General features: G+C 71.4%; 23 protein-coding genes. 9 read left to right on the top strand and 14 right to left on the bottom strand.

Annotated features, from left to right (window positions below):
• Positions 1–1,411, top strand: a 1,411-nt coding sequence (locus tag VT50_RS15905) for a hypothetical protein (protein ID WP_107424816.1), incomplete at its 5' end; no start/stop codon positions are given.
• Here the strand turns inward: VT50_RS15905 and VT50_RS15900 are convergent.
• The 4 genes from VT50_RS15900 to VT50_RS41360 form a co-directional block, all read right to left on the bottom strand.
• A complete protein-coding gene (locus tag VT50_RS15900) occupies positions 1,329–3,461 on the bottom strand; it encodes an ATP-binding protein (RefSeq protein ID WP_046090124.1) in 2,133 nt (710 codons plus the stop codon). The two genes, VT50_RS15905 and VT50_RS15900, sit on opposite strands and share 83 nt — an antisense overlap.
• A gap of 42 nt (positions 3,462–3,503) precedes the next feature.
• A complete protein-coding gene (locus tag VT50_RS15895) occupies positions 3,504–3,878 on the bottom strand; it encodes a hypothetical protein (RefSeq protein ID WP_143645224.1) in 375 nt (124 codons plus the stop codon).
• The gene (locus VT50_RS15890) at positions 3,875–4,231 is read right to left on the bottom strand and encodes a hypothetical protein (RefSeq protein WP_046090122.1); all 357 of its coding nucleotides are present in this window, start codon (positions 4,229–4,231) and stop codon (positions 3,875–3,877) included. The genes VT50_RS15895 and VT50_RS15890 overlap by 4 nt, the downstream gene beginning before the upstream one ends.
• 516 nt (positions 4,232–4,747) lie before the next feature.
• Positions 4,748–4,936, bottom strand: a complete 189-nt coding sequence (locus tag VT50_RS41360; protein ID WP_420822195.1) for a DUF397 domain-containing protein — start codon at positions 4,934–4,936, stop codon at positions 4,748–4,750.
• A 296-nt stretch (positions 4,937–5,232) separates the two neighbouring features.
• Here VT50_RS41360 and VT50_RS15880 point away from each other — a divergent pair, with 296 nt between their 5' ends.
• Entirely contained in the window at positions 5,233–5,790 is a 558-nt protein-coding gene (locus VT50_RS15880) for a carboxymuconolactone decarboxylase family protein (RefSeq protein WP_046090121.1), read from the top strand.
• On the top strand, positions 5,787–6,641 hold the full coding sequence (locus VT50_RS15875) for an RNA polymerase sigma-70 factor (protein WP_075200547.1): 855 nt from the start codon (positions 5,787–5,789) through the stop codon (positions 6,639–6,641). Before VT50_RS15880 ends, VT50_RS15875 begins: the two co-directional genes overlap by 4 nt.
• 77 nt (positions 6,642–6,718) lie before the next feature.
• Here VT50_RS15875 and VT50_RS15870 read toward each other — a convergent pair whose 3' ends face one another.
• Positions 6,719–7,117, bottom strand: a complete 399-nt coding sequence (locus VT50_RS15870) for a hypothetical protein (RefSeq protein WP_053048822.1) — start codon at positions 7,115–7,117, stop codon at positions 6,719–6,721.
• A gap of 9 nt (positions 7,118–7,126) precedes the next feature.
• Positions 7,127–9,217, bottom strand: a complete 2,091-nt coding sequence (locus tag VT50_RS15865; RefSeq protein WP_143645223.1) for a CdiA C-terminal domain-containing protein — start codon at positions 9,215–9,217, stop codon at positions 7,127–7,129.
• A 532-nt stretch (positions 9,218–9,749) separates the two neighbouring features.
• On the opposite strand from VT50_RS15865, the gene VT50_RS15860 reads away from it, so the two are divergent.
• The 3 genes from VT50_RS15860 (at position 9,750) to VT50_RS15850 (ending at position 12,109) form a co-directional block, all read left to right on the top strand.
• Positions 9,750–10,481 (top strand): DUF7873 family protein, encoded by a 732-nt coding sequence (locus VT50_RS15860; protein WP_046090120.1) that lies wholly within the window; start codon positions 9,750–9,752, stop codon positions 10,479–10,481.
• 609 nt (positions 10,482–11,090) lie between these two features.
• On the top strand, positions 11,091–11,717 hold the full coding sequence (locus tag VT50_RS15855) for a glycoside hydrolase family 25 protein (RefSeq protein ID WP_046090119.1): 627 nt from the start codon (positions 11,091–11,093) through the stop codon (positions 11,715–11,717).
• A gap of 83 nt (positions 11,718–11,800) precedes the next feature.
• Positions 11,801–12,109 (top strand): hypothetical protein, encoded by a 309-nt coding sequence (locus tag VT50_RS15850; RefSeq protein WP_020868286.1) that lies wholly within the window; start codon positions 11,801–11,803, stop codon positions 12,107–12,109.
• A gap of 49 nt (positions 12,110–12,158) precedes the next feature.
• Here VT50_RS15850 and VT50_RS15845 read toward each other — a convergent pair whose 3' ends face one another.
• The 5 genes from VT50_RS15845 to VT50_RS15825 all read right to left on the bottom strand — a co-directional run bounded on the left by VT50_RS15845 (position 12,159) and on the right by VT50_RS15825 (position 16,597).
• Positions 12,159–12,389, bottom strand: a complete 231-nt coding sequence (locus VT50_RS15845) for an EF-hand domain-containing protein (protein ID WP_046090118.1) — start codon at positions 12,387–12,389, stop codon at positions 12,159–12,161.
• A gap of 120 nt (positions 12,390–12,509) precedes the next feature.
• Positions 12,510–13,178 (bottom strand): N-acetylmuramoyl-L-alanine amidase, encoded by a 669-nt coding sequence (locus VT50_RS15840; protein WP_046090117.1) that lies wholly within the window; start codon positions 13,176–13,178, stop codon positions 12,510–12,512.
• Between the two features lie 512 nt (positions 13,179–13,690).
• The gene (locus VT50_RS15835; RefSeq protein WP_046090131.1) at positions 13,691–14,194 is read right to left on the bottom strand and encodes an ATP-binding protein; all 504 of its coding nucleotides are present in this window, start codon (positions 14,192–14,194) and stop codon (positions 13,691–13,693) included.
• 333 nt (positions 14,195–14,527) lie between these two features.
• Positions 14,528–15,295: an enoyl-CoA hydratase/isomerase family protein gene (locus VT50_RS15830; protein ID WP_046090116.1), complete on the bottom strand. Its 768-nt coding sequence runs from the start codon at positions 15,293–15,295 to the stop codon at positions 14,528–14,530.
• A 78-nt stretch (positions 15,296–15,373) separates the two neighbouring features.
• The gene (locus VT50_RS15825; protein ID WP_046090115.1) at positions 15,374–16,597 is read right to left on the bottom strand and encodes a L,D-transpeptidase; all 1,224 of its coding nucleotides are present in this window, start codon (positions 16,595–16,597) and stop codon (positions 15,374–15,376) included.
• Between the two features lie 327 nt (positions 16,598–16,924).
• Here VT50_RS15825 and glgX point away from each other — a divergent pair, with 327 nt between their 5' ends.
• From glgX to VT50_RS15810, 3 genes are read left to right on the top strand one after another with little or no spacing between them, the layout of a single operon-like run.
• Positions 16,925–19,228 carry a glycogen debranching protein GlgX gene (gene glgX / locus VT50_RS15820; RefSeq protein WP_046090114.1) on the top strand — a complete coding sequence of 768 codons (2,304 nt, stop codon included), beginning with the start codon at positions 16,925–16,927 and terminating at the stop codon, positions 19,226–19,228.
• Positions 19,229–19,262: 34 nt separating this feature from the next.
• Complete coding sequence (locus VT50_RS15815) at positions 19,263–21,095, top strand: ABC transporter ATP-binding protein (protein ID WP_046090113.1); 1,833 nt, start codon at positions 19,263–19,265, stop codon at positions 21,093–21,095.
• On the top strand, positions 21,092–22,972 hold the full coding sequence (locus VT50_RS15810) for an ABC transporter ATP-binding protein (RefSeq protein WP_046090112.1): 1,881 nt from the start codon (positions 21,092–21,094) through the stop codon (positions 22,970–22,972). The genes VT50_RS15815 and VT50_RS15810 overlap by 4 nt, the downstream gene beginning before the upstream one ends.
• 178 nt (positions 22,973–23,150) lie before the next feature.
• Here VT50_RS15810 and VT50_RS15805 read toward each other — a convergent pair whose 3' ends face one another.
• From VT50_RS15805 to VT50_RS15795, 3 genes are all read right to left on the bottom strand, one after another.
• On the bottom strand, positions 23,151–23,933 hold the full coding sequence (locus tag VT50_RS15805) for an AroM family protein (protein WP_078840988.1): 783 nt from the start codon (positions 23,931–23,933) through the stop codon (positions 23,151–23,153).
• 71 nt (positions 23,934–24,004) lie between these two features.
• Positions 24,005–25,696, bottom strand: coding sequence for an OPT/YSL family transporter (locus VT50_RS15800; RefSeq protein ID WP_046090111.1), 1,692 nt, complete (start codon positions 25,694–25,696; stop codon positions 24,005–24,007).
• 55 nt (positions 25,697–25,751) lie between these two features.
• Positions 25,752–26,714 carry a DUF1177 domain-containing protein gene (locus VT50_RS15795; protein ID WP_046090110.1) on the bottom strand — a complete coding sequence of 321 codons (963 nt, stop codon included), beginning with the start codon at positions 26,712–26,714 and terminating at the stop codon, positions 25,752–25,754.
• Positions 26,715–26,794: the final 80 nt, after the last annotated feature.

Raw genomic sequence — 26,794 nt, 5'->3', positions numbered from 1 at the left:
GAGCCGCGAGCCGCGAGCCGCGAGCCGCGAGCCGACGTTCGGCCTGTCGCCGGAGTGGCTGCTTGCGGACGGCGAGCCCTTCGTGGACGGCCTCGTACTGTCACATCCGGAGCAGCTGGAGCGGTTGCGGCAGGTCTGCCCGGAGGCCGAGCAGGCGTCCGTACTCGCCGGAGACCCCTGCTTCGACCGCATGCTGGCCGGGCGCTCCCACCGGGAGCGCTTCCGCCGCGCCCTGGGCGTGCGCCGCGGCCAGCGGCTCGTGGTACTGAACTCCACCTGGAATCCCGAGGGTTTCTTCGGAAGCGGCGGCGGCCAGGACGTCCTGCCGAGCCTGCTGCCCCGGCTCGCCGCCGAGCTGCCCACTGACGACTACCGGCTGGCGGCCGTGCTGCACCCGAACATCTGGTATGGACACGGACCGGGGCAGATACGCGCCTGGCTGGACCGGGCGCGCCGCGCCGGACTAACCCTGATCGACCCCGTACACGCGTGGCGGCAGGCCCTTCTGGCGGCGGATGTCGTCCTGGGGGACTTCGGGGCGGTGTCCTACTACGCCGCGGCGCTGGACATCCCCGTACTGCTCGCATCCGCCACGCGGGACAGGCTGGACCCGGAGGCGCCGCTCGCGACGTTCGTCCAGGAGGCCCCCCGGCTCGATCCGTACGGACCGCTGCGGGACCAGTTGGAGGACCTGCTCGCCCGGCACCGCCCGTCGGCCACCGCCCGTCCCGCTGAGTACATCAGCTCGGACCCGGGCGCGTCGGCGGCACTGCTGCGGAGGCTCTTCTACGCGCTCATGGATCTGCCGGAACCCACGGCCCCAGCCCTGTTGGAGCCGCTGCCGCTGCCGCCGTACGACCCCCCGCCGCGTACGGCCCCGCTGAACGTGCGCACCCGCGTCCGGGGAGCGGACGTCAGGATCGAGCGCTCCACGGGGCAGCCGTACGACGCGGTCGGCGAGACCCACCTCGCCGTACACGAGGACACCCGGGACCCCGGCGCCCTGGCACTGGCCGATGTGATCTTCCGCGAGGGGCGGCCGGACGACCCCCGTCTGGGCGGCCCCGAGGAGTGGACCGCCGAGGTGCTGCACCGGTATCCGCACTGTGCGCTCGCCGTGTACGCGACCGGTCCGCACGGCTGTGTCGTGCGCGGCCGGGAGCAGGGCGTGCTGCGGCTGTCGGCGGGCCCCGGAGCGGACGCCGATCCTGCGGCCTGCGCCTCCGCGCTGTACGCGTGGCTGACGGGCGGCGGTGCGGTGGCGCCGGGCGGGACGACGCTCCGGGTGCACACGGCGGGCCGCGCGCACCCGGTGACGGTGACTCCCGCTACTCCGCCCGCCCGGCCGCCTCGCAGCGCAGCCGCAGACGGGCCAGATAGCCCAGGTGCGGAGTCGCCTTCTCCGGCCTGAGCAGCCGCTCAGCCTCGGCGATCGCCGTCAGGGCCGCGGCGTCCTCACCGGCGTCGTGCAGCGTCTCGGCGAGGTCGGTGAGGGCACGGGCCCGGTTGTACGCCTCTCCCTGCTCCGCGAAGAAGTCCCGCGCGGTCTCCAGGTGACGGCGGGACTCCGCCAGCTGCCCCAGGCCGCGCAGGGCACGCCCCTGGTGACGCCCGATCAGGGCGAGGGCGCGCGGAAGGTCCCCCGCGCCCTCCTGGCCGGGCGCGATCCGCCGGTAGACGCCCTCGGCCTCGACGAACCGCTCGTACGCCGCTTCGTACCGCCACTGGTTCAGGCACAGCAGGCCCAGGAACTCCACGGACGACGCCTCGCCCCGGAGGTGGCCCGCGGCGCGCTCGCAGGCGACGGCGGCACGCATCGCGTGCTCCGCCTCTTCCCACCGCCCCGTCTCGCCCAGGCAGTGACCCAGTTGGAAGTGGAGCGCGCCCGCCATGCGGGAACGCGGCTGGTGCTCGTCGGCGCACCGGGCCGCGATCCGGAGGGCGGGCAGCACCTCGTCCCAGTGCCCGGCCTTCAGCTGAAGCGGCCACAGCGCACGGGCCAGTCGCAGCGCCGTGTCGATGTGCTGGTACTCGTCCGCCACCGAGACCGCCCGCACCAGGTTCCCGGCCTCGGCCAGCAGGGCCGCCACCCCCTCGGCCGCGCCGCGGTACGGAGTCCCCCGCTCGGGTGCGGGCTCGGTCCGCCAGCTCTGCGGCAGGGCGGCGCGGGCGGCGTGCAGCGCCCGGTTCAGCAGCCCGTCGAGCACCCGTGACACCGCCGCGAAGCACTCCGGGATCCCGTGCTCGGGCCCGGCGGCGTCGGCGAGCTGGCGGCGCACCTCGGGCCGGAAGCGGTAGCGTCCGTCCCCCGCCGGCTCCACCAGCTGCGCGTCCGCCGCCGCGGCGAGCATCCGGGCGGCCTCCTCCTGGGCGACGTCGGCGGCGTCCGAGGCCAGCCGGGCGTCGATCGCGGGCCAGCCGCCCAGCGCGGTCAACCGGCACAGCCGCGCCGTCTCGGGCCCGAGACGGCGGCACGCGTCCCGCGTCATGGTGTGCACCGGATGGTGCCCCGCGGGCTCGTCGGACGGTTCAGGGGACGGCGGTTCATCGGTCAGCAGGCGCATCGCCGCCGCTTTCAGGGCGAAGGCGTTGCCCGCGCAGCTGTCCAGCAGGACGGGCAGCCGCGGCTTGGCCCGCGCCACCCGCTCCGGCCCGGCCACCTTCCTCAACATCTTCAGCGCGTCCCGCTCGCTCAGCGGGGGGACGGCGATGCGCTCCGCCTCCAGCGCGAAGGGCGGACCCGACGCGACCACCAGCAAGAACACCTCCGGTGTGGCCGGAACGAGAGTGCGGACCTGCGCGACCGAGGACGCGTGGTCGATCACCACCAGCGCCCTGCGGCCCGCCGTCAGCCGCCGGTAGAGCTGTTCCCGCCCCGTCTCGGTGGGCGGGATCCGCTCGGGCTCGACGCCCATGTGCCGCAGCAGCCGCAGCAGGACGGCGGCCGGTTCCGGTCCACCGTCTCCGGCGGCGTCGCGGAGGTCGACATAGAACTGCCCGTCGGGATAGCGCGCGAACTGGGCGGCGCCCCAGTGCAGGGCCACCGCGCTGGTGCCGATCCCGGGCGGACCGTGCAGCAGCGCGACCCGCGGCCGCCCGTCGGCTCCACGGGTCGCCTCCCGCTTCAGCCGCTTGAGTACGGCCTCACGATCGGTGAAGTCCCGCGTGGCGGGCGGCAGTCCGGACGCGGGGCGCAGCCCCGTCGCCGCGTCCGGCAGGCTCCGCAGCAGCAGCGCCCACTCGCCGGACCGTCGGCCATCCTCACCCAGGTGCGGATGCATCTGGCGCGCCAGCGCCTCCCACCCCTCCGGGGTGACCGGCAGCGGCGTCTCCCGGCCGAGGGTCCGTCTCACCAACGCCCCCGTCGACAGGAGCACCTGCTTGCCGACTTCTCCGGCCGCGCCGTTCCCCACCGCCGTGAGAAACGCGGTGAGCGCGCCCACCGTCACGATCTCGATCACACCGGCCCCTCCCCTGGTCCCGGTCCGGTCCCTGGCCGGACCTTATCCCCGTGGCGCCCGCCCCGGAAAACGATCCGGCCCCGGCGGCCCCGGATCAGCGTCGTATTCGCCGCACTCGGCACACCATTGCCGGAAGGACTCGGCGATCCACTCACCGGAGTGGATGAATTCCCCCTGCCCGCCATGGCGCACAAGGGACGCATGTGCCGGGTCGCGCGTCATGTCGAACCCGTGCAAGCGGAGCAGCGCCTTGCCGACCATCGGGTCCGCGACGTCGCCGCCCTCTTCCGCCTCCACCCACCGCGCGGCCCATCGATGGGCTTCCGCCCGCGACTCCCGGCCGTCGATGAGTCCGCGCCAATGCCGGACGACCTCATCACGGGTCGGCACATCGGCTGGGTCATCCACCATGTTCATACCCTCCCATTGCTGTGGCGGCCCTGGCGATCCGCCAGGGCCGCCACAGCTCCCTTGTAGGTGACGGCCGTTCGTCGAGGGGGTCGCGGGGCGTGGCGTTCTGGATGGCTGCGGCGTCGGGCATGGGCCGTGCTGCAGCTGTTATCGCTGTCCTCGCCGGTGCGGACGGTGCGGTGGCCGATGGTGCTGCCCGCCTTCGGGGTGGGCGCGTACGGCTGCGGGGTGCTCTCGATGGGCCTTGAGCTGGTGGTGGCACGGCAGTTGGCCACCGCGAGGGGGACCTCGCTGTCGGGCGTCATGGACGTGGTGTCGTGGCCGACGGCTCCGGTGGTGGAGGAGCTGATCAAGGTCACGCCGCTCCTGGGTGCGGGGTGGGCCCTGCGCGGGCGGATGCAGTGCGGGCTGGCGGATCGCGAAGGGGCTGATCGACCAGCCGTACGTTCCCGGCCCCGGTCAGATCGTCGGCAACTGGTTTCCCGCACCTGTCCGCCGAGAGCGTCACGAACGGCAGACCAGATCAAGAGCACATCCAAATCCGCAGAAGGATCTACCTATCTCCTCCCCGGGGCATCAATTGGAAAGATCTGGCGTGGCTTTGCTTCGGCATATCACTTCACTCGGATAAACTCTCCGCACGCTTTCCCGGGGGCATGGAGATCGCAGTCCATCAACTCACGTTCCCACTCAGCGACTACCGCGCGGAAGTCGCCGCCCTCGCCATCGACGGCTGACTGCGAGAAGAATTCAACCTTCCCGAAACGGGAGCGCGAGTAGAGTATTCATCCGAAACGGGCTCAGATGTCTTCCATTGGGGAGGAACGCAGGATCCGTTCGCAGATAACTTCTAGGCAGCCGCGCGGCGCTGCGCCTCAGGCGGCCGAAAACTGTCCGCCGCGTACGGCGCTCGTGAACGAAGTCCACGCCTCCACCGGGAAGACGAGGGCGGGACCTGCCGGGCGCTGTCCCGGACGGGGACGCTCCGCCGCGAACGGTAGTACTTGAAGAGTGATATGCGGAGACTCCGCCCCCTTCAGAAGGTGGGTGAGCTGTGCGGCCATGACCTCGGGGCCACCCACTGCAGTCCGGTGGAAGGCGGAACTGGATGAGATGGGGCGCAGGGTGTGGATCGGTGACGTGGCCGAGCGATGACCAGAGCGCGCAGTCGGTCCATCCCACTCCATGGCCTTGGTCAAGGCGACTAACGTCATCGCGTGCCGAGGGGGCCGGGGCCCGGCTCCGACCGGGTCCGGCCGCTTCGGACAAGCGTCCGGCGGATGTCACACTCCGATGGGTTGCCCTGTCGTACCTGTAGAAGCCATTGCCACCACAGGTACGACACGATGGGGAGCCCGCCATGGCCCGTATCCCGCTCACCCCGCCCGGAACCCTGCTCAACCGCCTCGCCGCCTGTTACTCCCGGCGCACCTACGGCAAGGTGCTCGACCCCGGTCTGGCCGTCGGCCACAATCCGCGGGTGCTGCTGACCTACGTACGGCAGGAGCGCGGTGCCGTAAAGTGGAACCGCCTTGACCCCGGCCTCAAGCACCTCGCGGTCATGGCCGCGGCGGCCACGATCAACTGCTCGTGGTGCATGGACTTCGGCCACTGGGAGGCCGACAACCTCGGGCTCCCGATGGACAAGATCTCCAAGGCGCCGCGGTGGCGCGACCACGAGGACGCCTTCACCGAGCTGGAGCTGCTCGTCCTGGACTACGCCGAGGCGATGACCGAGACCGAGCCCCGCGTGACCGACGAGCTCGCGGCCGCGCTGATCGAGCGGCTCGGTGAGGCGGCGTTCGTCGAGCTCACCGCCATGGTCGCCCTGGAGAACTACCGCTCCCGCATCAACAGCGCCTTCGGCCTGACCAGCCAGGGCTTCTCGGACGCTTGCAAGGTACCGTCGCGGGCGTGATCGACACGACCACTTTCGAAGCGCACCGGCGGATGCTGTTCGGCATCGCCTACCGCATGCTCGGCTCCGTCGCCGATGCCGAAGACGTGGTGCAGGACGCCTGGCTGCGCTGCAGTCAGGTGTCCACACCGGTGGAGAACCCGGCGGGCTATCTGACCCGTACGGTCACCAACCTCGCGCTCAACCGGCTCACCTCGGCCGCCGCCACCCGCGAGCGGTACGTCGGCCCCTGGCTGCCCGAGCCGCTGGTCACCCGGCCGGACGTCGGCGAGGAGGTGGAGCTGGCCGAGTCGGTCTCCCTCGCCATGCTCGTCGTCCTGGAGAGCCTGTCGCCGTTGGAGCGGGCGGTCTTCGTGCTCAAGGAGGTCTTCGGCTTCTCCTTCCGGGAGATCGCCGGAATGTTGGACCGCGGCGAGGCCGCCGTACGGCAGGTGGGCAGCCGGGCTAGGGCCCATGTCCAGGCCCGCCGACCGCGTTACGACGCCCCGGCGGAGGTGCGTCGGCAGGTCACCGAGGAGTTCCTGGCCGCCTGTCTTGGCGGCGACCTGAACCGCATGATGGAGCTGCTCGCCCCCGATGTGACGGCGTGGAGCGACGGCGGTGGCAAGGTGAAGGCCGCCCTCCGCCCGCAGCGGGGCGCGGACAAGGTCGCCCGTTTCCTCGCCGCCGTCATCGCCCAGCCGATGGACGACCCCCAGGTGCACGCGGTGGACGTCAACGGCCGGCCGGGCTTGCTGCTCACGGCCGCGGGCCGCCCGGACACGGTCGCCTGTGCGGAGGTCGAGGACGGGCGCATCACCGAGATCCGCATCATCCGCAACCCGGAGAAGCTGCGGCATGTACTGCCCTAAACGGCTCGAGACCCACACCAAGCGGCTCGGCAGTTCGCCCGCATGCTCAACCGACAGCCCCAACCTGACCGCCCGGCTCAGGCCCCAGCGCTCTCCCCTTGCCGTCCGCCGCCACCGTCGGCGGGGCCTTTGGCATCGAGTTGGACTTGCAAGTCCAGCACCAGGAGCAGCGCGTACCTTTCCAAGGAGGCCAGGTTTCCGAAAATCCTACGGGCGAGGCTCTCCTGGCGCACCAGGTCCGAGTCGAAGTCTCTGATCGAGAGCAGGGAATCGTACTCCTCGAACGGGATTCCGTACGACTTCTCGTACTCGTGCGAGAACTCGACCTCGACTGCCGCATGGCCAAGGTTGGCGGCGTAATCGACAAATTCGGAGTCCACCGGCTTCAGGTTCGCACCGCAGGCAAACGAGATGTCCGAGATAAGTTGTTCCCTGGGTTGACCAGGTCGCATGAAGACGTAGTGATATTCGCTCACGAATTTCCTCTAAGGCCAGTTGATATTGTAGCCGTCGCCTATGATCCTGATGGAACTCATCCGACCGGGCGGGTTGTTACGCAGGAACTTACCCATCCCCTCGCGTGCGGCACTCTCATCGAGCCCACTCCCACGCGCGTCTACGACAGCGTCCCGGGACTGTTTTTTCGCCGTGTTCAGTGTGTTCTTCACTGCGTTCGAGGCGGCACCCGGCTGAAGCGTCTTGAATTCTGTTGGCACTCCGTCCACCAGGGCATCTGGCGTCTTGATACCGTCGACAGGCGATTCTTTAAGTGCCTTCACGTCCTTGCCTTCGGACTGCAACGTCTCAGCTATTCTACGTTCCTTCGGGCTGAACGCCTTCTCGGTCTCATCGATGGCTCCTTCGCCCTGCGATCTGCCTGGCGCAGTGTCTCCCTCGGCTCCCCCGCCACCGCTCCCGTCAGCAGCGGCCGACATCAGGACGACGCCCAACGCCCCGTACGCCGCCGCGTGGATGGCGGCCTCGCGGGTGATGACGGTCGTGCCCACCCGGGCGCCCGCCAGGGCGAGGCCGAGGCCGCCGCCGGGAGAGATGAGGGCCAGGAGGGACAGCAGGAGGAGGGCGAAGCCGAGGTAGTCCAGGAAGTTGTTCAGGGCGTCGAGGAGGTGAAGGTTGCGTATCACGGGACCGCCGGGGGGCATGCCGTCGGCCAGTCGCGACAGCAGCAGCGCACCCACGACGCAACCGCCCAGCGCGGTCCAGACGCGGAAGCGGATCGTGGCGAGCGCCTCGCCATGCGGCAGCGCGAGACTCGCTCGCTGCGCTCGCAGCAGTCGCACCAGCATCCAGCCCGTCCACAGCAGACCCGCGATCCCGAAGCCGACCAGGACGCGCAGGCCGGTGCCCGAGGCGAAGCGCTGCTGGAGGTCGGCCGCGGATGGGAAGGAGCCGATCGCCAGGAGGAGCAGCGCCGGGATCGCCAGAGCGACGGACACGAGCACGTACCACTTCCGGCGCCGGTCCCGCAGTGTCCCGGCTGCCCTTGCCACGGCCCGTAAGTCGACGCTCCACCAGGCGTGTTGGCGATCGGAGGCGTCGACCTGGGCGGCGGACCAGGCGACCGTACGGTGCAGGCTCTCGGCGCCGGGGTAGGGCGGAGCCCCACCCGCCGCCCCGTAGAGCAAGGACCGCCGCAAGCGCGCGAAGCGCAGCGCGATCAGCGTGGACCAGGGCACACACCAGGCCCCGTACGCAGCCAGCGCGCCCAGACCGGTCCTGCCCGCGCGCTCCGCCTGCAGCAGGACGCCCGGCACGACCGTCTTCCCACGCCACAACTGCCGGAGATCGACGACCATGGCCACCGCCAGACACACCAGCGGCACCGCCCACAGCATTCCCTCGAACGTGTCCACCCGCTCCGCCGCGTCCCGGTCCGTCGGATGCGCGGCGGCGTAGTTGGTCAACATGTGGAGCCCGGACGTGGCGGCGAGCGGAAGCACGCCGAGCGCACGCGCCCAGCCCCGGCCACGCAGCAGGACACCGACACCGAGTGCCGCCATGGCCGTGTACACCAGGTGGGGGCTGGTGGCGGCAGCCGGTGCGCGGTCGCCGAGTTCCAAAACCCACTGCGGGGCGGGGAACCAGGTGGAGAAGACCTGCTCGGCACCCGGGATGTACGGCGCGCGGAGGCTGTCGGGAACGGCCCAGCCACCGGTCGGGTGCGGAATGGCCCGATCCGCGTCCAGCCCGTACCGTGCCACCGCTTCCAAAAGCCCGAACCCAGCCCCCAGCGCCGCGCCGAGCACCACGTAATCGGTCAGCCCCCACTGGCGGCGGATTCTCACGTTCCACGCCACGAACAACAGCGGCGCCAGCTTCATCAGCTCTTCGATGACCGGGTCGACCGCATAGCTCGCACTCTTCACGACCTCGGTCAGCGACTCCCCGGTCGCCTCGGCGACCCCTCGCGTATACGCCAGCTCCAGCAGGGCCGCCGCGACCCCGGCCCCATACACACCGGCCGCGATGGCCAGCAGCACCGTGGACATACGCACCGACCGGGTCGGCGAGGACAACGCCAGAAGCTGCACCACGCCGTACACGCTGGCGGCCACCATGAGTAACGCCACGCCCAGTCCCCCCGACTGTTCGGCTCAGGTGGCGAGGCTATTGCCCAGATCATGGTCGGGACAATGAGATTCCCTCGGCGCAAGCCGCCGTGCAGCCAGGAGGCGCTGGTGGGAAGGGCTCAGGCGTGGATGAAGGAATTTCACTCTCTGTGCGACGCGAAGGGCGGGAGCTGCGGTGGAAGATGGCAGTCGGGGGAGGGGGAGACGGTCCATGGCACTTGCGGCTGGAGTCACCACATGGCGTTGAAGCGACAGCCACGGCGACAACATGTTTGAGGCATTGCGGTCGATGCGGCCCGGCGTTGCGTCGAAAGGGGCGCAGGTCTGCTGCCACGGTGTACGGACCGATGTGAGACCTTCCGGGCTCTCGGCGTCACATGGCGCTTAGCCACCCCCACCCCGGACCTGTCCTGACCAATCGGAGATCATTTCGCGCGTCAGCCGCGGGACCGGTCCCGGACGGCGCGGGGGCTCGAATATCGTTCGAGAGGAGGCGTTCCGCCCTGCTAGCGTCCTCCGCGTGGCGAAACTCAATCAGATCATCGCAGTGGAGAAGGGCGTCAAGTCCAAGACGCAAGCCGACCTGACCGCGTCCCAGCGGCGGCTGGACAAGCCGGTGTTGCTGGCGGGGATATCCCGGACGTATCAGCCGAAGGACGAGGAGGGCGAGCAGTTGCCGCCCGAGTCGACGCGGGTGCAGGTGAAGGCGGAGGACGTCCTTCGGGAGACCGCGGCCACGCTGACCCGGCTGTTCGATGTGACCGCCACCAAGGACTGGACGAACCGCGAGGCCCGTGCGGACATCGAGGTCGAGGGGCGCACGCTGCTGCGTGATGTGCCGGTCTCGTATCTGCTGTTCCTGGAGAAGCAGTTGACGGATCTCGCCACCTTCATCCGCAGGCTGCCGACCCTGGACGCCGCCGAGTCGTGGGCGCTGGACCCGTCGACGGACTGCTGGAAGACCGAGGCCGTACGGACCGTCCGCACCAAGAAGGTGCCCAGGAACCATGTGAAGGCGGAGGCCACGGAGAAGCACCCGGCGCAGGTCGAGGTGTACTACGAGGACATCCCGGTCGGCTACTGGACGACCGTGAAGTTCTCCGGCGCCCTCCCGGCGCGGCGCGTCAATGAGGTGCTGGACCGGGTGGAGAAGCTCCAGCAGGCGGTCAAGTACGCCCGCGAGGAGGCCAACGGCGCCGAGGTCACCGATCAGCACGTGGGCGAGGTGGTCTTCGGCTACCTGTTCGGGTAGCGTCATGGACTCCCCGGCCGCCGGGTCAAGCGGCGGTGCGGGGTGCGCGAGGAGCGCAAGCTGATACTGAAGCTCATCGTGATGCACGCGGTTGCGTGAGGGGTTTGACCACCTCTCCGAGCATCTGGTCACGAGAGGGGACGGTCCGTCCCCGGAGGCAGCCGGGATTGCCCCCGGTCTTCGGGAGGGCCGTGCGCCCGTGGCACGCGTTCAATCTGAGATTCTCGCTCCAGCCTCAGCATTCGCCGCCGATCGCCTCACCGACCGGGCACGGGCTCGGTCGTCGGATGCCGGTTCGAATCCGGCCCGCCCCGCTTCGTGGAGCGGTAGTTCAACGGAAGAACACGACGACATCAGACTGACCCGTTCCCATCCGGGCGAGCGTGCGCAGTTGGGCGGCATCACAGGGCCCGGGGGATGGCCAAACCCTCGGGTCCGCTCCTCCTCCCGGACGTACTTCCGGCCCGTGTCTCTCGGCGTGGCACTGCCCGGTCCTCCCGGCGTGGCACCGAACGGCTGCGGATCCGGATGCCGTCCCAGTAGGGTCCCGTGTGCGAGAAGGGGAATAACACCCGTGCATACACCCGTTCTTGACCCGAGGTAGGCGCCATGCTGCACGGCATCGACGTGAGTTCGTACCAGTCCACGTTCGACACGGACGGACTGGCTTTTGTCTTCATCAAAGCCACCGAAGGCCGGTCGTACATCAACCCGAAGCAGACCTCGCAGGCGTCCCGGGCGCGCAAGGCGGGATGCGTCGTCGGCTTCTACCACTTCCTGTGGCCGGGCAACATCGCGGCACAGGCGAGCTACTTCGTCGAGAAGTGCGCGTCTCAGAAACACGATCTGCTCGCCGTGGACTGGGAGACCACCGGTTCCGGGACCCGCGCCAGCAACGCGGAGAAGGACCGGTTCATCCGCGAGGTCAAGAAGCTGCGGCCGACCCACCGGGTGATGCTCTACTGCAACCGGAACTTCTGGCTCAACTACGACACGACGTCGTACGCCGGAGACGGTCTGTGGATAGCGGACTACGTGACGGCGGGCAAGCCGCGCATCAAGGCGAAGTGGCGGATCCACCAGTACACCGACAGCCCGCTGGACAAGGACGTGGCGAACTTCTCCAGTAAGTCCGCGCTCCAGGCGTGGGCCGACCCCAGCCGGGCGGCGGCCACCGCCGATGAGGAGGCGGCGGACGTCGTGGAAGCGGCGGAGGACGGAGAGGGCCGGGACTGACCCGGTCCCGGCCCGCACCCGGTCCCGGGGCGGGCCCCGGGCCCCTCGGGGCGCTGTCAGTGGGGGCGCCTACGCTGCCCGGTATGAGTTACGCAGACCTGCGCGAACTCCGCAGCGCGCTCACCACCGCGTCGGACATCGCCTTCTCGCTGGACGCCGCACCCTCCGGGCCGGAGACCGAGCTGCTCACCGACGCCCTGCGCCGGGCGCTCGCCGCGGCGGGTTCGCTGACCGCCGAGCACGGTTCCACCGGCTGCCCGGAGCATCCGCGCGGGGCCGTCGATCCGCTGTACGGGGATCCGGATGACCCGCTGCCGCCCGGCTACGGCCGTTGTCTGCTGTGCAACGACCGCAGACGGCGGGCCGGCGCACAGCGGCGCGGCTGGCGCTGACACACGCCCGCCAGCCGCGCCGTCGTCCGACGGGTCCGTACGGCCCCGTTCAGGCGGTCTTCTCGCCGCCCTTGTGCTGGGCCGCCCAGAACTCGTCGAAGGTGAGCAGCCCATCACCGTTGGAGTCGTGGGCGTTGATGACGGCCTGGGCGACGGGCTCCGTGACATACGGGTCCCCCAGCTGCGCCATCACGCTCTTGTACTCGGCCGCGGTGATCTGGCCGTCACCGTTGAGGTCATACCGCTCGAACGCCTTGCGCGCCGCCTCGATGTCCGCCACCTGTTCCGCCCCTTCCGTGCGTTTCTTGACCCGCACAGATTAGCGGTCGGGGGTGGCCGGTTCGTCTCGGCCGTGTCATGGCGCGCTCGGCGTCCGGTGCGCGGGGCGCGGAGCCCGGCCTCAGACTCCGCGGTGTGCCCGGGTCACCCGGGCCCCGCCGTTGACCAGCTCCATATAGCGGTCCCAGTCCCACAGCGGGCCGGGGTCGGTGTGGTCGGTGCCGGGGACCTCCACATGGCCGATGATGTGGTCGCGGTTCTTGGGGATGCCGTAGCGGTCGCAGACGGCCGCGGTCAGGGCGGCGGACGAGGCGTACATCTCGTCCGTGAACCACTCGGGTTCGTCCACCCAGCCCTCGTGCTCGATGCCGATGCTGCGGTTGTTGTAGTCCTTGTTGCCCGCGTGCCAGGCCACGTCCTTCTCCCGGACGAACTGCCCGATGTAACCGTCGGCCGAGGCGACCATGTAGTGGGCGGAGACCTGCTTGGCGGGGTCCTGGAAGATCTTCATCGCGTCCGGGAAGGTCTCCTGCGTCACATGGATGACGATGAAGTCGATCGGATACGCGGTCGGGCGGTCGGAGACGCGGTAGTTGGAGGTGGAGGCCGGGATCCAGTGGGTGGGGGGATAGGCGGCCGCGCGGCGGCGTCTGCCGTCGGCGTGGGCGGTGGTGGCCGTCGCGGCGGTGGCCGCGAGTCCAGTGGCGGCTAGTCCGGTGGCAGCGGTGGCGAGGTAGGCGCTCGAGCGGAGCAGAGCGCGCCGGGTGGGGGTGCGGCCGTGCGCTTCCATGGGGGTCTCCCGAATGTCGTAGCGGGGACAAAGGGGGTGACGCGTGGGGGTGTGACGCGCGTAGCGCGGTTCCATGGTGAGTCCTCGGCAGGGCCATGCCAAGAACCGCCGGGCAAAGAAAGATTTCGTGTCACGGTCTGGACCACTGGAGTTTCCAAAGAATCAGGTCGACAACAAAGGAAAATTGCCGCCCTACCCGCCATTACCAAGGCAAGTGTTACAGCTCACCTTGGATTGGCTTGGAACTGGTCTGCCGTCTCTGCGATAGTCGGGGCCGCGACCCCCATTGACCCGAGCGAGGTCGCTTCCCCCGAATGCCACGGCGAACACCCCTTTCGCGCCATGGCCGGGGACGGAAGGGGCTCCCACGCCGTCGGCGCACGACGACGCGGGAGCCCCTTTCGGCCTCCTTCACACCCCTTCGCACCCGCCCGTTCGCGCCCACCCCTTCGCGCTCCGCACGAGGCCCGTACAGGGTCCGTACGAGGTCCATACCGGTGGCGTACGGACCGTCAGTTTTCGGGCACCCGCATCTCGAACCAGGTCGTCTTGCCGCAGGGCAGCAGATCGACCCCCCAGCGCTGGGAGAGCTGGTCGACCAGCATCAGCCCGCGCCCGCTGGTGTCGAGCTCCGCCACCGGCATCAGACACGGCAGCCCTCGCGACGGGTCGCGGACCTCGGTCCGGATCCAGCCGCGCCGCCGCAGCATCCGCAGCCCGAAGGTACGGGCGCCGGTATGCCGTACGGCGTTGCCGACGAGCTCGGAGACCAGCAGCACCGTGTGCTCGGTGAGCTGAGGGCCCAGCCCCCAGTCCCGCGCCACCACGAATTCGGCCATCCTGCGGGCGGTCGCCGCGGACTCGGGGCGGGAGGGCAACCGCGCCTCCCCGCACGCGGGGTTCCCGAAGAGGTCAAGCGCTCTGAGGGCCAGGCCGTCCTCGACCGACGGCACCCCGCGCACCGCAGCCGTACCAGTGCGCTGCTGCGGCTGCTCCATTCCCTCCAAGCCCGCCATGCCCCCCATCATGGCCGCCCAAAGGGCCATCCGGGGCGGAACCATGGGATTCCGAACACCGGAGCCCCAGGCTCCATATATCCGATACGACATATGCCAAGGGCAGTTGGGGAACCGCAACACCCCATCTGACCAGCGATGTCAGCGTGCGTACGCGTGATCACCCAGCGTACCGGAACGGGTCAGCAGAGGGCCGACCGTTGGCGAAGAAAATTCGCTCGCACGGGGCATACCCGGCCCCGTGACCCCGGCCGGGGCGCGGGCGGCTCCGCTCACCCCGGCCGGGGTGAGGGAAGAGCGGTCCCCGCCGGGGCGATCGGAACCGGCCGGGTGTCAGCGGAACGTGGCCTTGCCCGGACCGTCCTCGACAAAGCTGCGCATCCCGATCTCCCGGTCCTCGGTGGCGAACAGCCCGGCGAACCAGCTCCGTTCGATGGCGAGACCGCTGTCGAGGTCCGTCTCCAGCCCCCGGTCCACCGACTCCTTGGCCGCGCGCAGCGCGATCGCCGGGCCCCTGGCCAGCTTCGCCGCCCAGGCACGGGCCTGCTCATGGACCTCCTCGGCCGGTACCACCCGGTCCACCAGGCCCATGGCGAGCGCCTCGTCGGCCCTGACCTGACGGCCCGTGAAGATGAGGTCCTTGGCCTTGGCCGGGCCCACCAGCCGGGCCAGCCGCTGGGTGCCGCCCGCGCCCGGGATCAGACCGAGCAGGATCTCGGGCTGGCCGAGCTTGGCGTTCTCCGCGGCGATCCGGAAGTCGGCGCACAGCGCCAGCTCGCAGCCGCCGCCGAGGGCGTAGCCGGTGACGGCGGCGACCACGGGCTTGGGGATCCGGGCCACGGCGGTGAAGGACTCCTGCAGATCACCGGAGCGGGCCACCATCGCGGCGTGGTCCATCTCCCGCATCTCCTTGATGTCCGCACCGGCCGCGAACACCTTCTCACCGCCCCAGATGACCACCGCGCGCACATCGTCGCGGTGGGTCACCTCGGCCGCGAGCTCCCGCAGCCGGTCCTGGGTGGCGATGTCGAGCGCGTTCATCGGGGGGCGGTCAAGGCGGAAGGTGGCAACGCCGTCGGCAACCTCGAGGTTCACAGTCATGAGCGCAGGTTAGCGCCCGCTAACACCCGAGCGGAGGGCCGGGCCGAGCGCACCGGGGCGCCCGGGCACCGGCCGGGGTCATGCCTTCCACTTCTCCCAGGACATGTTCCAGCCATTGAGCCCGTTGTCCGGCTGGACGGTCTCGTCATGGGAGTTCTTCACGATGACCACATCGCCGATGATCGACTTCCGGAAGAACCAGGACGCCGGGGTGGAGGAGTCCCGTCCGCCGCGCTGGTCGAACAGGCCCACACAGCCGTGGCTGACATTGGACGAACCGAACGTGGGCCGCCCCGCCCAGTAGTTGCCGTGGATGAAGGTGCCGGAGGTCGACAGCCGCATCGCGTGCGGCACGTCCTTGATGTCGTACTCCCCGTCGAAGCCGACCGTGGCGCCGTCCATCCGGGTCACCGGATGCTTCTCGCTGATCACCATCTTGCCGTTGTAGGTCTCATGGCCGGGCGCGCCGGAGGTGATGGGGATGGTCTTGATGGTCTTGCCGTCCCGCTTGACCGTCATCTTCTTGGACTTGGCGTCGACGGTGGAGACCTGGCTGCGGCCGATGGTGAACGTCACGGACTTCCGCTGCTCGCCGTACACCCCCGGCCTGCCCTCGATCCCGTCGAGGTCCATGCGGAGCGTCACCTTGGTGCCGGGCTTCCAGTACTCCTCGGGCCGGAAGTCCAGCCGGTCGTTGCCGAACCAGTGGCCCTCGATCGGCACCGAAGGCGAGGCGCTGACCTCTATCCCCTTCTCCACGTCCGACGGGTGGGTGATGCCGCGGGTGAAGTGGAGCGAGACCGGCATGCCGACGCCGACCGTGGAGCCGTCCTCCGGGGTGTAGATGCCCACGAAGGTGTTCTTGGGACGGAGGGTGGTGAAGGTGGCGTGCTCGGTGGTGGTCAGACCGTGGGCGTCCTTGGCGACCGCGTCCACGGTGTAGGTGGTGTCCGAGCGGAGATGGGCGTCGGGCCGCCAGCTCTTCCCGCCCTGGGCGATCTTCCCCTCGACCGCGGTGCCCTTCGCGTCCTTGACCTTGACCGAGGACAGGGTGCCCTTCGCCGAGCTGACCTTCAGCGCACCGCTGGTGTCCACGCCCTTGGCGCCGTCCTTGGGTGCGATGGTCACCACGGCGCGCGAGGTCTTGGGCCGGTCGCCCTTGTCGTCCCCGCCCTTCTTGCCGTCGTCGTCGGAACCACCGCCGCCGCACGCGGCCAGCGCCATCAGCAACGCCCCGAGCAGCAGCGCGAGAAGCCCCTTGCGGCCGCCCCGCACCGCCTCCGGTATCCGCCGCACCGTCACAACAGCTCTCCCTCCCCCAGGGCCGCGCCCCCGCGGCGAACCCGATCACGCGCAGGCGTGCCTGGCGATAGGTAATCACACGCCGCCGACAGTGGACTTCCCCCTCGATGGTCACGTTTCAGTCCCAGGCCGGAGGGGCCCCACGAGGATCGGCCGGTGGCGGCGGTGGAAAACGTGCGAGTCGGCGGGATTGCGGGCAGAACAGGGAGGAGGGCGCAGCCGGGGCCGTGCGGGACGGGACACCGTGGGTCCACCGGGCCCGCCATGAGGTGCTGCCCGCCTCCCCCACGGGGCGGAGGCGGTTGGCCGCGAGCCGCGGAGGCCGATGTGTCCAGCGCAGCCGAGCAGGAGACGCGTACAGCCCAGCACCAGACCCGCGCCGTCCACCGCACCACCTCGTTCGCGCCGCTCCGCGGCAGGACCGCCGCCCCCGCGGCGGGCCCCGCCGTCCTGCCGGGCAGTCCGGAGCCGCTCGGCGCCCGCCCCTGCCGGGGGCCGGACGGGGCGTGGGGGACCAACTTCGCGCTGTGGGCGGGCGGTGCCGAGGCCGTCGACCTCTGTCTGTTCGACGACGACGGCCATGAGCTGCGCTGTCCGCTCACCGAGCTCACCCATGAGGTCTGGCACGGCTTCGTCCCCGGTGTGCTGCCCGGCCGCCGTTACGGCTACCGCGTCCACGGCCGCTGGGACCCCTGGACCGGCGCCCGCTGGAATCCGGCGAAGCTGCTGCTGGATCCGTACGCCCGCGCCGTGGACGGGGACTTCGCACTGCCCGCGGAGGTCTACGGACATGTGCGGGACTGGCCGCAGCAGCATGTGGCGGACACCGTACGGGACGATCGCGACTCCGCCCCGTACGTCCCCAAGGGCGTGGTCATCGGCGATGACGCGGCGGACGGCGCGCCCGACGAGTGGACCGCGGACCGGCGGCCCAAGACGCCCTGGGCCGAGTCGGTGATCTACGAGCTCCATGTGCGCGGCTTCACCATGCGCCACCCCGAGGTGCCCCCGGAGCTGCGCGGCACCTACGCGGGGCTGGCGCATCCGGCGGCGATCGGCCATCTGACCCGGCTCGGGGTCACCGCGGTGGAGCTGCTGCCGGTGCATCAGTTCGCCCACGAGGACCATCTGCTGCGCCGGAGCCTGCGAAACTACTGGGGCTACAACTCCATCGGCTACTTCGCGCCGCACGCCGGTTACGCGGCCGGCGGCACCCGGGGCCAGCAGGTCGGGGAGTTCCGGCGGATGGTGCGGGCCCTGCACGCCGCCGGGATCGAGGTGATCCTCGACGTGGTCTACAACCACACCGCCGAGGCCAACGAGCTGGGCCCCACCCTCTCGCTGCGCGGTGTGGACAACCGCGGCTACTACCGGCTCCAGCAGGACCCGCGCCGCTACGCGGACTTCACCGGCTGCGGCAACACCCTCAACGTCCTCCAGCCCCAGGTGCTCCGCCTGATCACCGACTCGCTGCGCTACTGGGTCACCGAGATGGGCGTGGACGGCTTCCGCTTCGACCTGGCCAGCGCGCTCGCCCGCGCCGCGCACGGCGTGGACATGCTCTCGCCCTTCCTGGCCGTGATCGCGCAGGACCCGGTGCTGCGCCGGGTCAAGCTGATCGCGGAGCCGTGGGACGTGGGCTCCGGCGGCTATCAGGTGGGCGCCTTCCCTCCGCTGTGGGCGGAGTGGAACGACCGCTACCGCGACGCGGTGCGGGACTTCTGGCGCGGGGCGCTGCCCGACGCCCGCGATCTCGGCTACCGGCTCTCCGGCTCCAGCGATCTCTACGAGCGCGGTGGCCGCCGCCCGTACGCCTCGGTCAACTTCATCACCGCGCACGACGGTTTCACCCTGCGCGACCTGGTCTCGTACGAGCGCAAGCACAACGAGGCCAACGGGGAGGGCAATCGCGACGGAACCCCCGACAACCGCGCCTGGAACTGCGGCGCCGAGGGCGAGACCGACGACCCCGGTGTCCGCGCGCTGCGCCGCCGCCAGCTGCGCAGTCTGCTGGCCACCCTGCTGCTGTCCACCGGGGTGCCGATGCTGGTCGCGGGCGATGAGCTGGGCCGCACCCAGGGCGGCAACAACAACGCGTACTGCCAGGACAACGAGACCGGCTGGCTGGACTGGTCGCTGCTGGAGGATCCCGGCTGGCGCGCCCTTACGGAGCTCACCGCCCGGCTGATACGGCTGCGCCGGGCCCATCCGGTGCTGCGCCGCCCGGCCTTCTTCTCCGGTCTGGCCCGGCCCCCGGAGGGGCTGCGCGACCTGGCGTGGTTCACCCCGCGGGGCACCGAGATGACCGAATCCGACTGGTACGCGCCGACGACCGCCCTCGGGGCCTATCTGTCGGGCCACCAGCTGCCCCAGCGCGATCCGCACGGCGCCCCGGTCACCGACGACAGCTTCCTCGCGCTGCTGCACTCGGGCCCGCGGCCGGTCTCCTTCACCCTGCCCGGGCGGCCCTGGGCCCGGGGGTACGAGCTGCTGCTGGACACCGCCCGCGAGGAGCAGGACGCTCCCCCGGGCACGCTCCTCGCGGCGGGCGCGCCCATCGAGCTTCCGGAACGCTCGGTCCTGCTGCTGCGCGCCCTCACTTCCGTGGACCTACGCCAAAAAACCGAGTGAGCGGTGTCAGTGGCGGACCGTAGTCTCGCCACTGATGGCTGTGACGACTGAACCCCGCGCCCAGGAGGGCGGTGCCGCCCCGCGGCACCGCTCCGCCACGCGTTCGCTCCTGCGGCTGTGGCCCTATGTGCGCCCGGTGCGGGCGCGGCTGTTCGGCGCGGCCGGGGTGGCGGTCGTCGCCTCCTGTCTGGGGCTGGTCATCCCGCTGGTCCTCAAGTGGATGGTGGACGGGCCGGTGGCCCACCGGAACCCGGGCGGGGTCTGGCTGGGCGGTGCGCTGCTGCTCGCCCTCGGCACGGCCGAGGCCCTGCTGTTCGGGCTGCGGCGCTGGCTGGTGGGGCGGCCGCTGGCGTCCGTCGAGGCCTCGATGCGCGCCGATCTCTACCGCCATCTGCAGCGGCTGCCGGTCTCCTTCCACGACCGCTGGGCCTCCGGGCAGCTGCTGTCGCGGGCCACGACCGATCTGATGCTGCTGCGGATGTTCCTGGCCTTCCCGCTCACCTTCCTGGTGGTCAACGGGGTCACCGTCCTGGCCGGGTTCGCCATCCTGCTGTCCCAGGAGTGGACGCTGGGCCTGGTCCTGGTGGTCCCGGCGGTGCCGCTAGTGATCCTCTGCTCGCTGTTCGAGAGGCAGTACGCGACGGTGGCGCGCACCGTGCAGGACCAGACCGGCGATCTGACCACGGTCGTGGAGGAGGGCGTGCTGGGCGTCCGGATCGTCAAGGGCTTCGGCCGCCACCGCAGCCAGGCCCGCGCCTTCCGCGCGCTGTCCGAGCAGGTCCGCTCCACCGAGCTGCACAAGGCGCGGCTGCTGGCCACGCTCTGGGCGCTGATCATGACCCTGCCGGAGCTGGCGATCGGCGCGGCGCTGGTGCTGGGCACGGTGCGGGTGGCCGACGGGGACCTGTCGGCGGGCACGCTGGTCGCCTTCATCTCCACCGCCCTGACGCTGCGCTGGCCGGTGGAGTCCCTGGGCTTCCTGCTCGCCATGAGCCAGGACGCGGCCACGGCCACCGACCGCTATTTCGACGTCATGGACGCGGAACCGGCCACGGCCGCCGACCGGCTTCGGGCCGAGCCTTCGCGGAACCCGGGCCAGGAGCACGAGGGCCAGGGCGGGATGCGGTTCGAGGGCGTGGAGTTCGCCTACGCGGACGCGCCACCCGAGGAGCCGCCCGTGCTGAACGGGATCGATCTCCACATCCGGCCCGGCGAGACCATGGCGCTGGTCGGGGCGACCGGTTCCGGGAAGACCACCCTTACCGCTCTCGTCCCCCGGCTCCACGAGGTCACGCGCGGCCGGATCACCCTCGACGGCCGGGACATCACCGCCCTCACCCGGGAGGAGCTGCGCGCCCTGGTGGCCGTCGCGTTCGAGGAGCCCACGCTGTTCTCCGCCACCGCGGGGGAGAACGTCCTCATGGGCGCCGCCGACGCGGGGACGGAGGAGCTGTTGCGGGCCCTGAAGGTGGCGCAGGCCGACTTCGTGCACGCCCTGCCCGAGGGCACCGACACCGAGGTCGGTGAGCAGGGGCTGAGCCTGTCCGGCGGTCAGCGGCAGCGGCTCGCGCTGGCGCGGGCCGTCGTGGGCGGCCCCCGGTTCCTGGTGCTCGACGATCCCCTCTCCGCCCTCGACGTACACACCGAAGCGCTGGTGGAGGCGGCGCTGCGGCGGGTGCTCGCGTCCACGACCGCGCTGGTCGTCGCCCACCGGCCGTCCACCGTGCTGCTCGCCGACCGGGTCGCGCTGCTGTCGGGGGGCAGGATCGCCGCCGTCGGCACCCATCAGCGGCTGCTGCGGGAGAGCGCGGAGTACCGCTCGCTGATGTCCGGGCAGGAAGCCGAGGAGGGGGAGAGCAGCCCATGACCACGGTCGAGGAGGAGCGGGAGAGCGCCGACGGCTGGGACGACTGGCACGACGGGGACGGAGACGGGGGCCGGGCGGCGGCGTCCGACGACCCGTTCGACCGCGATGTCCTGCCGGTGCCCAAGGGCGCGTCGCTCGCACTGCTGCGCTCGCTGCTCTCTCCGCGCCGGCGGCGGGTGTGGCTGGCGGCCGTTCTGCTGCTGCTCCAGCAGGCCGCCGTCCAGGCCGGTCCGCTGCTCGTGGCGTACGCCATCGACCGGGCCGTGCCCGCCCTCCGGGACGGCCGCCACGGCCCGCTGATCGCCGTCGGCGCGGGCTATCTGGGCTGCGCGCTGGCCTCCGGGGCGCTGCAGTACGCGTTCATCCGCGCCTCCGCCCGGATCAGCCAGGACGTGCTGCTGGATCTGCGCGGCCGGATCTTCCGTCATGCCCAGGCGCTGAGCGTGGACTTCCATGAGCGGTACACCTCCGGGCGGCTGATCTCCCGCGCCACGACGGACGTCGAGTCGCTGCGCGAGCTGCTCACCGACGGGCTGGAGGAACTGCTCGGGGTCGCGCTGTCGGTGGTGTACATCTCCCTCACGCTGCTGTATCTGGACTGGGGGCTCGGCGGGGCGGCCGTGCTCTCCTTCTGGCCGCTGTATCTGCTGATCCGCTCCTTCCAGCGCCGCTCCATGCGGGTGTACCGCAAACGGTCGACGGCGATCGCGGCGGTGATCGTGTCATTCACCGAGACCATGAACGGCATCCGCCCGGTGCAGGCGTTCCGCCGCGAGCGCGCCAACGACGCGCGGTTCGGCGAGCAGAACCACCGCCATGAGCGCGCCAACGGGGACGCGATCCTGGAGATGGCCCGCTATGTGGTCGGCTCCCGGCTGGTCGCCAACGCGGCGGTGGCCGCCCTGGTGCTCTGGGGCGCCTACCGGGTGGCCTCCGGTTCGCTCGCGCTCGGGGTGCTCGCCGCGGGCGCGCTGTATCTGCGCAGGCTGTACGACCCGATCGACCGGCTGGGGATGTTCCTCAACTCCTACCAGTCGGCCGCCGCCTCGCTGGAGAAGATCGCGGGCCTGCTGGCCCAGCGCCCCTCCGTGCCCGAGCCCGTGGCGCCCGCACCGCTGCCGCCGCGCCCGGCGAACGCCCCCGGCCGGGAGGTGGTCTTCGACGGGGTGCGGTTCGCCTATCGCACCGGCGGCGAGGTGCTGCCCCGCTTCGACCTCACGCTGCCCGCCGGGCAGACGGTCGCGGTGGTCGGGGCCACCGGCGCGGGCAAGTCCACCCTCGCCAAGCTGCTGGCCCGGTTCTACGACCCCAGCGACGGCCGGGTGCTGCTCGACGGGGTGGATCTGCGCGATCTGGCCCTGCCCGAACTGCGGCGCGGGGTGGTCATGGTGACGCAGGAGGCGTTCCTGTTCTCGGGCACGATCGCCGACAACATCACCATCGGCCGCCCGGACGCCACCCGCGCCGAGATCGAGCAGGCGGCCAAGGCGATCGGCGCGCATGACTTCATCGCCGCGCTGCCCGACGGCTACGACACGGATGTGCGCAAGCGCGGCGGCCGGATCTCCGCCGGTCAGCGCCAACTGGTCGCGTTCGCCCGCGCGTTGCTCGCCGATCCGTCGGTCCTCATCCTCGACGAGGCCACCTCCTCCCTGGACATCCCGGGCGAGCGGGCGGTGCAGCGCGCGATGGACACGGTGCTGCGCGGCCGTACGGCGGTCGTCATCGCCCACCGGCTGTCGACCGTCGAGACGGCCGACCGGGTGCTGGTCATGGCCGACGGCCGGATCGTGGAGGACGGTCCGCCGGACCGGCTGATCGCGGGCGAGGGCCGGTTCGCGGCGCTGCACCAGGCGTGGCGGGACAGCCTGGTGTGAGGCGGGCGCCGGGCTTGGTGGGAGGCGGGTGCCGGGCTTGGTGGGAGGCGGGCGCCGGGTGCGGCCCGGCAATCCGGTGCCGGTCGCCCGGCGCCGAGCGCGCGTTGCGCCGAGCGCCCCGCGGGGGGAGAACCGGCGGGCGCCGTGCGGGGGAGAACCGGCGGGCGCCCTGCGCCCGTTACGCCGAGGCCGAGGCCGCCACCACCTCGGCCGCCATCCGGACGGCAATGGCGCGAGCCAGCAATACGGGGCGGTCCGCGGCCCGCAGGGCGGCGGTGCGCATCCGCTCGGTGTAGCCGATGCAGTCCAGGACGAGCCAGGAGCTGCCGCGCTCGGCGAGGCCGCGCGCGGCGGCGGCCACGTCGTCCAGGACGCGCCCGGCGGGTCCGTACGGATCGGCGACCGCGGCCTCGACCCGGCCGGGCAGCAGCTCCGCCCAGCGCCGGGAGACGTCCTCCGCCTGGTCCGGGTGCGGGCAGACGATGCCCACGGGGTCGGTGCCCACGGCCGCCGCCACGGCCTGCTGCACCAGCGGTTCGGCGAACAGCAGCGGCCGCCCGGCCCGTACCGCCGGGAAGCGGCCGGTGCACAGCAGCAGTGTCGCGGCGGCGCCGTCCCGCTCCGCGCGGGCGACCGCGTCCGCGATGCGCGGGACGAGCGCACCGTGCCCGAGCAGCACCGAACGGCCGTCGCGCAGCCGGGAGACCAGCGGGGCCTCGCCGTCCTCGGGGGCGAGGAGCCGACGGGTCGCGGCCTCGGCCGCGCCGTCGAACCGGTCGGCGTCGAGCGCGCCGTGCTCGACCAGACGCACCCCGGGCAGCAGCGGTTCGGCGTCCGGCCGGAGGTCAGCCCGCGGGGCCTGGCCGATGGTGACGAGGCCGAGGGCCGGGCCACCCGCCGGGCGGTCGCGGTCCACGACATCCGTGGCGTCCACAGCCGCCGTCGTGCCCACGGCCTCCATCGTGTCCACAGCGTGCGTGTCCTTCCTCGCAGGGCTGCTGGCAGGGCCCGTCACGGGCTGCTCGCGCCCGTTCACAGCGCCTTCGTGAGCTGACCGACGTCGTTGAGGGAGCTTCCGGCGACGAGTCCCGCGCCGACCAGCGACAGATCGTTCTCGGCCTGCTCGTCGGACTCCTCGCGCGCCCTCGGGTCGGCGATCCCGCGCCGCCGCCACACGGTGTAGAGCTGACGGACCGCCAGGGCGCCGAGCACCATCCACCCGGCCTGGGGCGTGGCCACCAGGAGCCCCGTGGCCAGCAGGACGCCCATCTGCCGTGAGGGTCCGCCGATGAGCTGGACCAGCGCGCCGGGGATCGCCCACAGCAGCATGGTCGTCATCGTCCCGGGCTCGAGGCCGGTCTTGATGGTCGTGACGTACACCTCGGCGACCGGCGGCACCTTCCCGTCGGAGAAGAAGGCCTTCCAGGCGACGGCGACGACCACCAGCGCGACACCGAAGCCGACGAGCTGGGCGAGGTACTGCTGGCGCCGCCCCTCCAGCTCGAAGGGCCGCCAGGGCGCGGCGTCCCGGCGCAGCAGCCAGCCCGCCTTGAAGTCGTAGCCGAGGTCGGCGAAGGCGGGGCCGGTGGAGGCCGTGTAGCCGACCAGCAGGGCGAGCGGGACGGTCGGGATGTGCAGCACCAGGCCGATGATCAGGAAGATCAGGGTCACGGCGAACGCAGGGAACCAGCCGGAGTGCATCGCCGCCAGCCCCACGATCAGCTGGTGGACGATCGCGGCGACACCGGCCAGCAGCACCCAGCCGACCAGGGCGGGCAGGGAGAGCCCGCCGACCACGCCGCCCGCGACCGCGACCACGACCGCGCCGCAGAGGAAGAGGCCCATGCCCTCCAGCAGTCCCCGCCGCAGCTGGGGGGCATGGACCGTACGACCGCCATCGGCGTCCGGGCCGCCATCGGCGCCCGGGACAACGTCAGCCCTCTCCCCCGGTTCAGCCCCAGCGCCCTTCCGCGTCCGCATCAGCAGCAGCGCCTGGGTCAGGGCGACCAGCCCGGCGCCGATCATCAGCCCGTGCGGTACATGGTTCCCGCCCAGGTCGTAGCCGAAGTCGGGGGCGTACTGCCCCACGGTCAGCCCGACGCCGAACATGGCGAGCGCCCAGATGTTGCCCAGGAAGCCCACACCAGCGGCCCCGGTCGGCAGCTTGAACAGCGCGCCGACGAAGCCCACCACGGCCCCCACTCCCAGGATCGCGGCCTTGCGCCCGCCGGTGTCCCCTGCCTTGATCGTCTCGGCCGCCGCGATACCGGCGGGCCAGGATCCGGTGGCGGGCAGCAGCGTGGAGTCGAACACCCGGTACAGCACCCAGCTGTCGACCGCGAGCCCGATGACGGCCCCGCCGAGCATGGGCCACACCAGGTCGTTACGGCCCAGCGCGAAGGGCACCGCGATCGGGGTGAGCAGGGAGTTGGCCGCGGCGAAGGTGGAGCCGGAGATCGCCGACTGCACCAGGTTCTGGCGGTGCTTCGAGCGCATCCGGGTCAGCACGCCCACCGGGACGCGGCCGATGAGCATCGCCACCAGGGCGCCGATCACGGCCGTATTGGGCGACACCCCGAGCGTGGTGATCAGCACGATGCCGATCAGGGCGCCGAGGACCGACAGCACGATGGTCAGGACGAGGGTGACCGGTTCGAAGGCTCTGGGGTGCGACCGCGGTGGGGCGTCCGCTGCCGCGGCGGCGGCCTGGGGGTTCGGGTTCATGGGGACTCCTGCGGGGTCCGGGGCGGGGACGGGTCGGTCACCCCGGACGGGTCGGTCACCCCGCCGGGGTGAGGGCCTGGAGGTGGGTCATGGGTCCGTACAGCTCGACCAGGCGCGCGAACTCCTCGGCGTCCAGGAAGCGGGCGACGCCGCGGCCGAACTCCTTGGCGGTCTCGACGGCGAACCGGGCCGCGACGGCGATGTCCGTCTCGTGGCTGGCGCCGGTGGCGCATCCGGCCACCGCCGTGCCCGCCGTGATCGCGAGGCCGACGACGGGGGCGGTGGTGGCCACGGCGGGCTGGAGGATGGAGTTGAGGTGGTGCACCCCGTTGCCGTACGGGGTGATGTCCTGGGTGGTGATCGGCAGGATGCGCGCCGACTCGCCGGTCACGCTCTCCAGGACGGACACCAGGTCCTCGCTGACCCGCAGGATCCAGCCCTGGCAGACCGTGGGCGACAGGGCGACGCCGCGGTGGTTCAGCAGCCGGTTGCCCTTGGTGGTGTCGATGGAGACGACCGCGTCCATGGCGGGCGAGATCTCCTCGCGGTTGCACACCAGGGTGTCCACCGGGGAGTCCATGAAGGGCACCGGGTCGTGCGGCTGGGTGGGGGCCCAGCCGGAGACATGGGTGGAGAGCGTGACATCGCCGTCCAGGACGTCGCCGCGGGCGTGCATGTCCAGCAGCTTGGCCGCGGCGGACAGCGCGGCGACCGCCCCGTCGGCGTCCGAGACCAGCCCGATCCGCTCCGGACGGGCGCCGACTCCGCCGAGCCTGCCGAGGACGCCCAGGGTCGGGGCGGTGCCGCCGCTGAGCTTGCCGCGGCGGCCGGGGACGGTGACGGACACGAAGTCCGTGCTGCCCTTGTCGCCCTCGACGGTACGTACCTCGACCTGGGGCGCCGTCTGAGGGTCGGCTCCGGCCGCGGCCTGGACCGCGCGCAGATGGTCGGCGAGGAGGGCGCCGCCGGTCTGCGGACGGTCGAGGAGTTCGATGATGTCTAGGACGTGTTTGAGCACGGCTGCCTCTCACGGCGGGGTGAAGCGGTCGGTCGGGGTGGGGCGGTCGGTCGGGGTGACGCGGTCGGTGACGCCGATGG

Source organism: Streptomyces antioxidans, assembly GCF_000968685.2.
Taxonomy (GTDB): domain Bacteria; phylum Actinomycetota; class Actinomycetes; order Streptomycetales; family Streptomycetaceae; genus Streptomyces; species Streptomyces antioxidans.
Note: the sequence above shows the minus strand (reverse complement) of the source record. Positions and strands in the feature narration are given on the sequence as shown.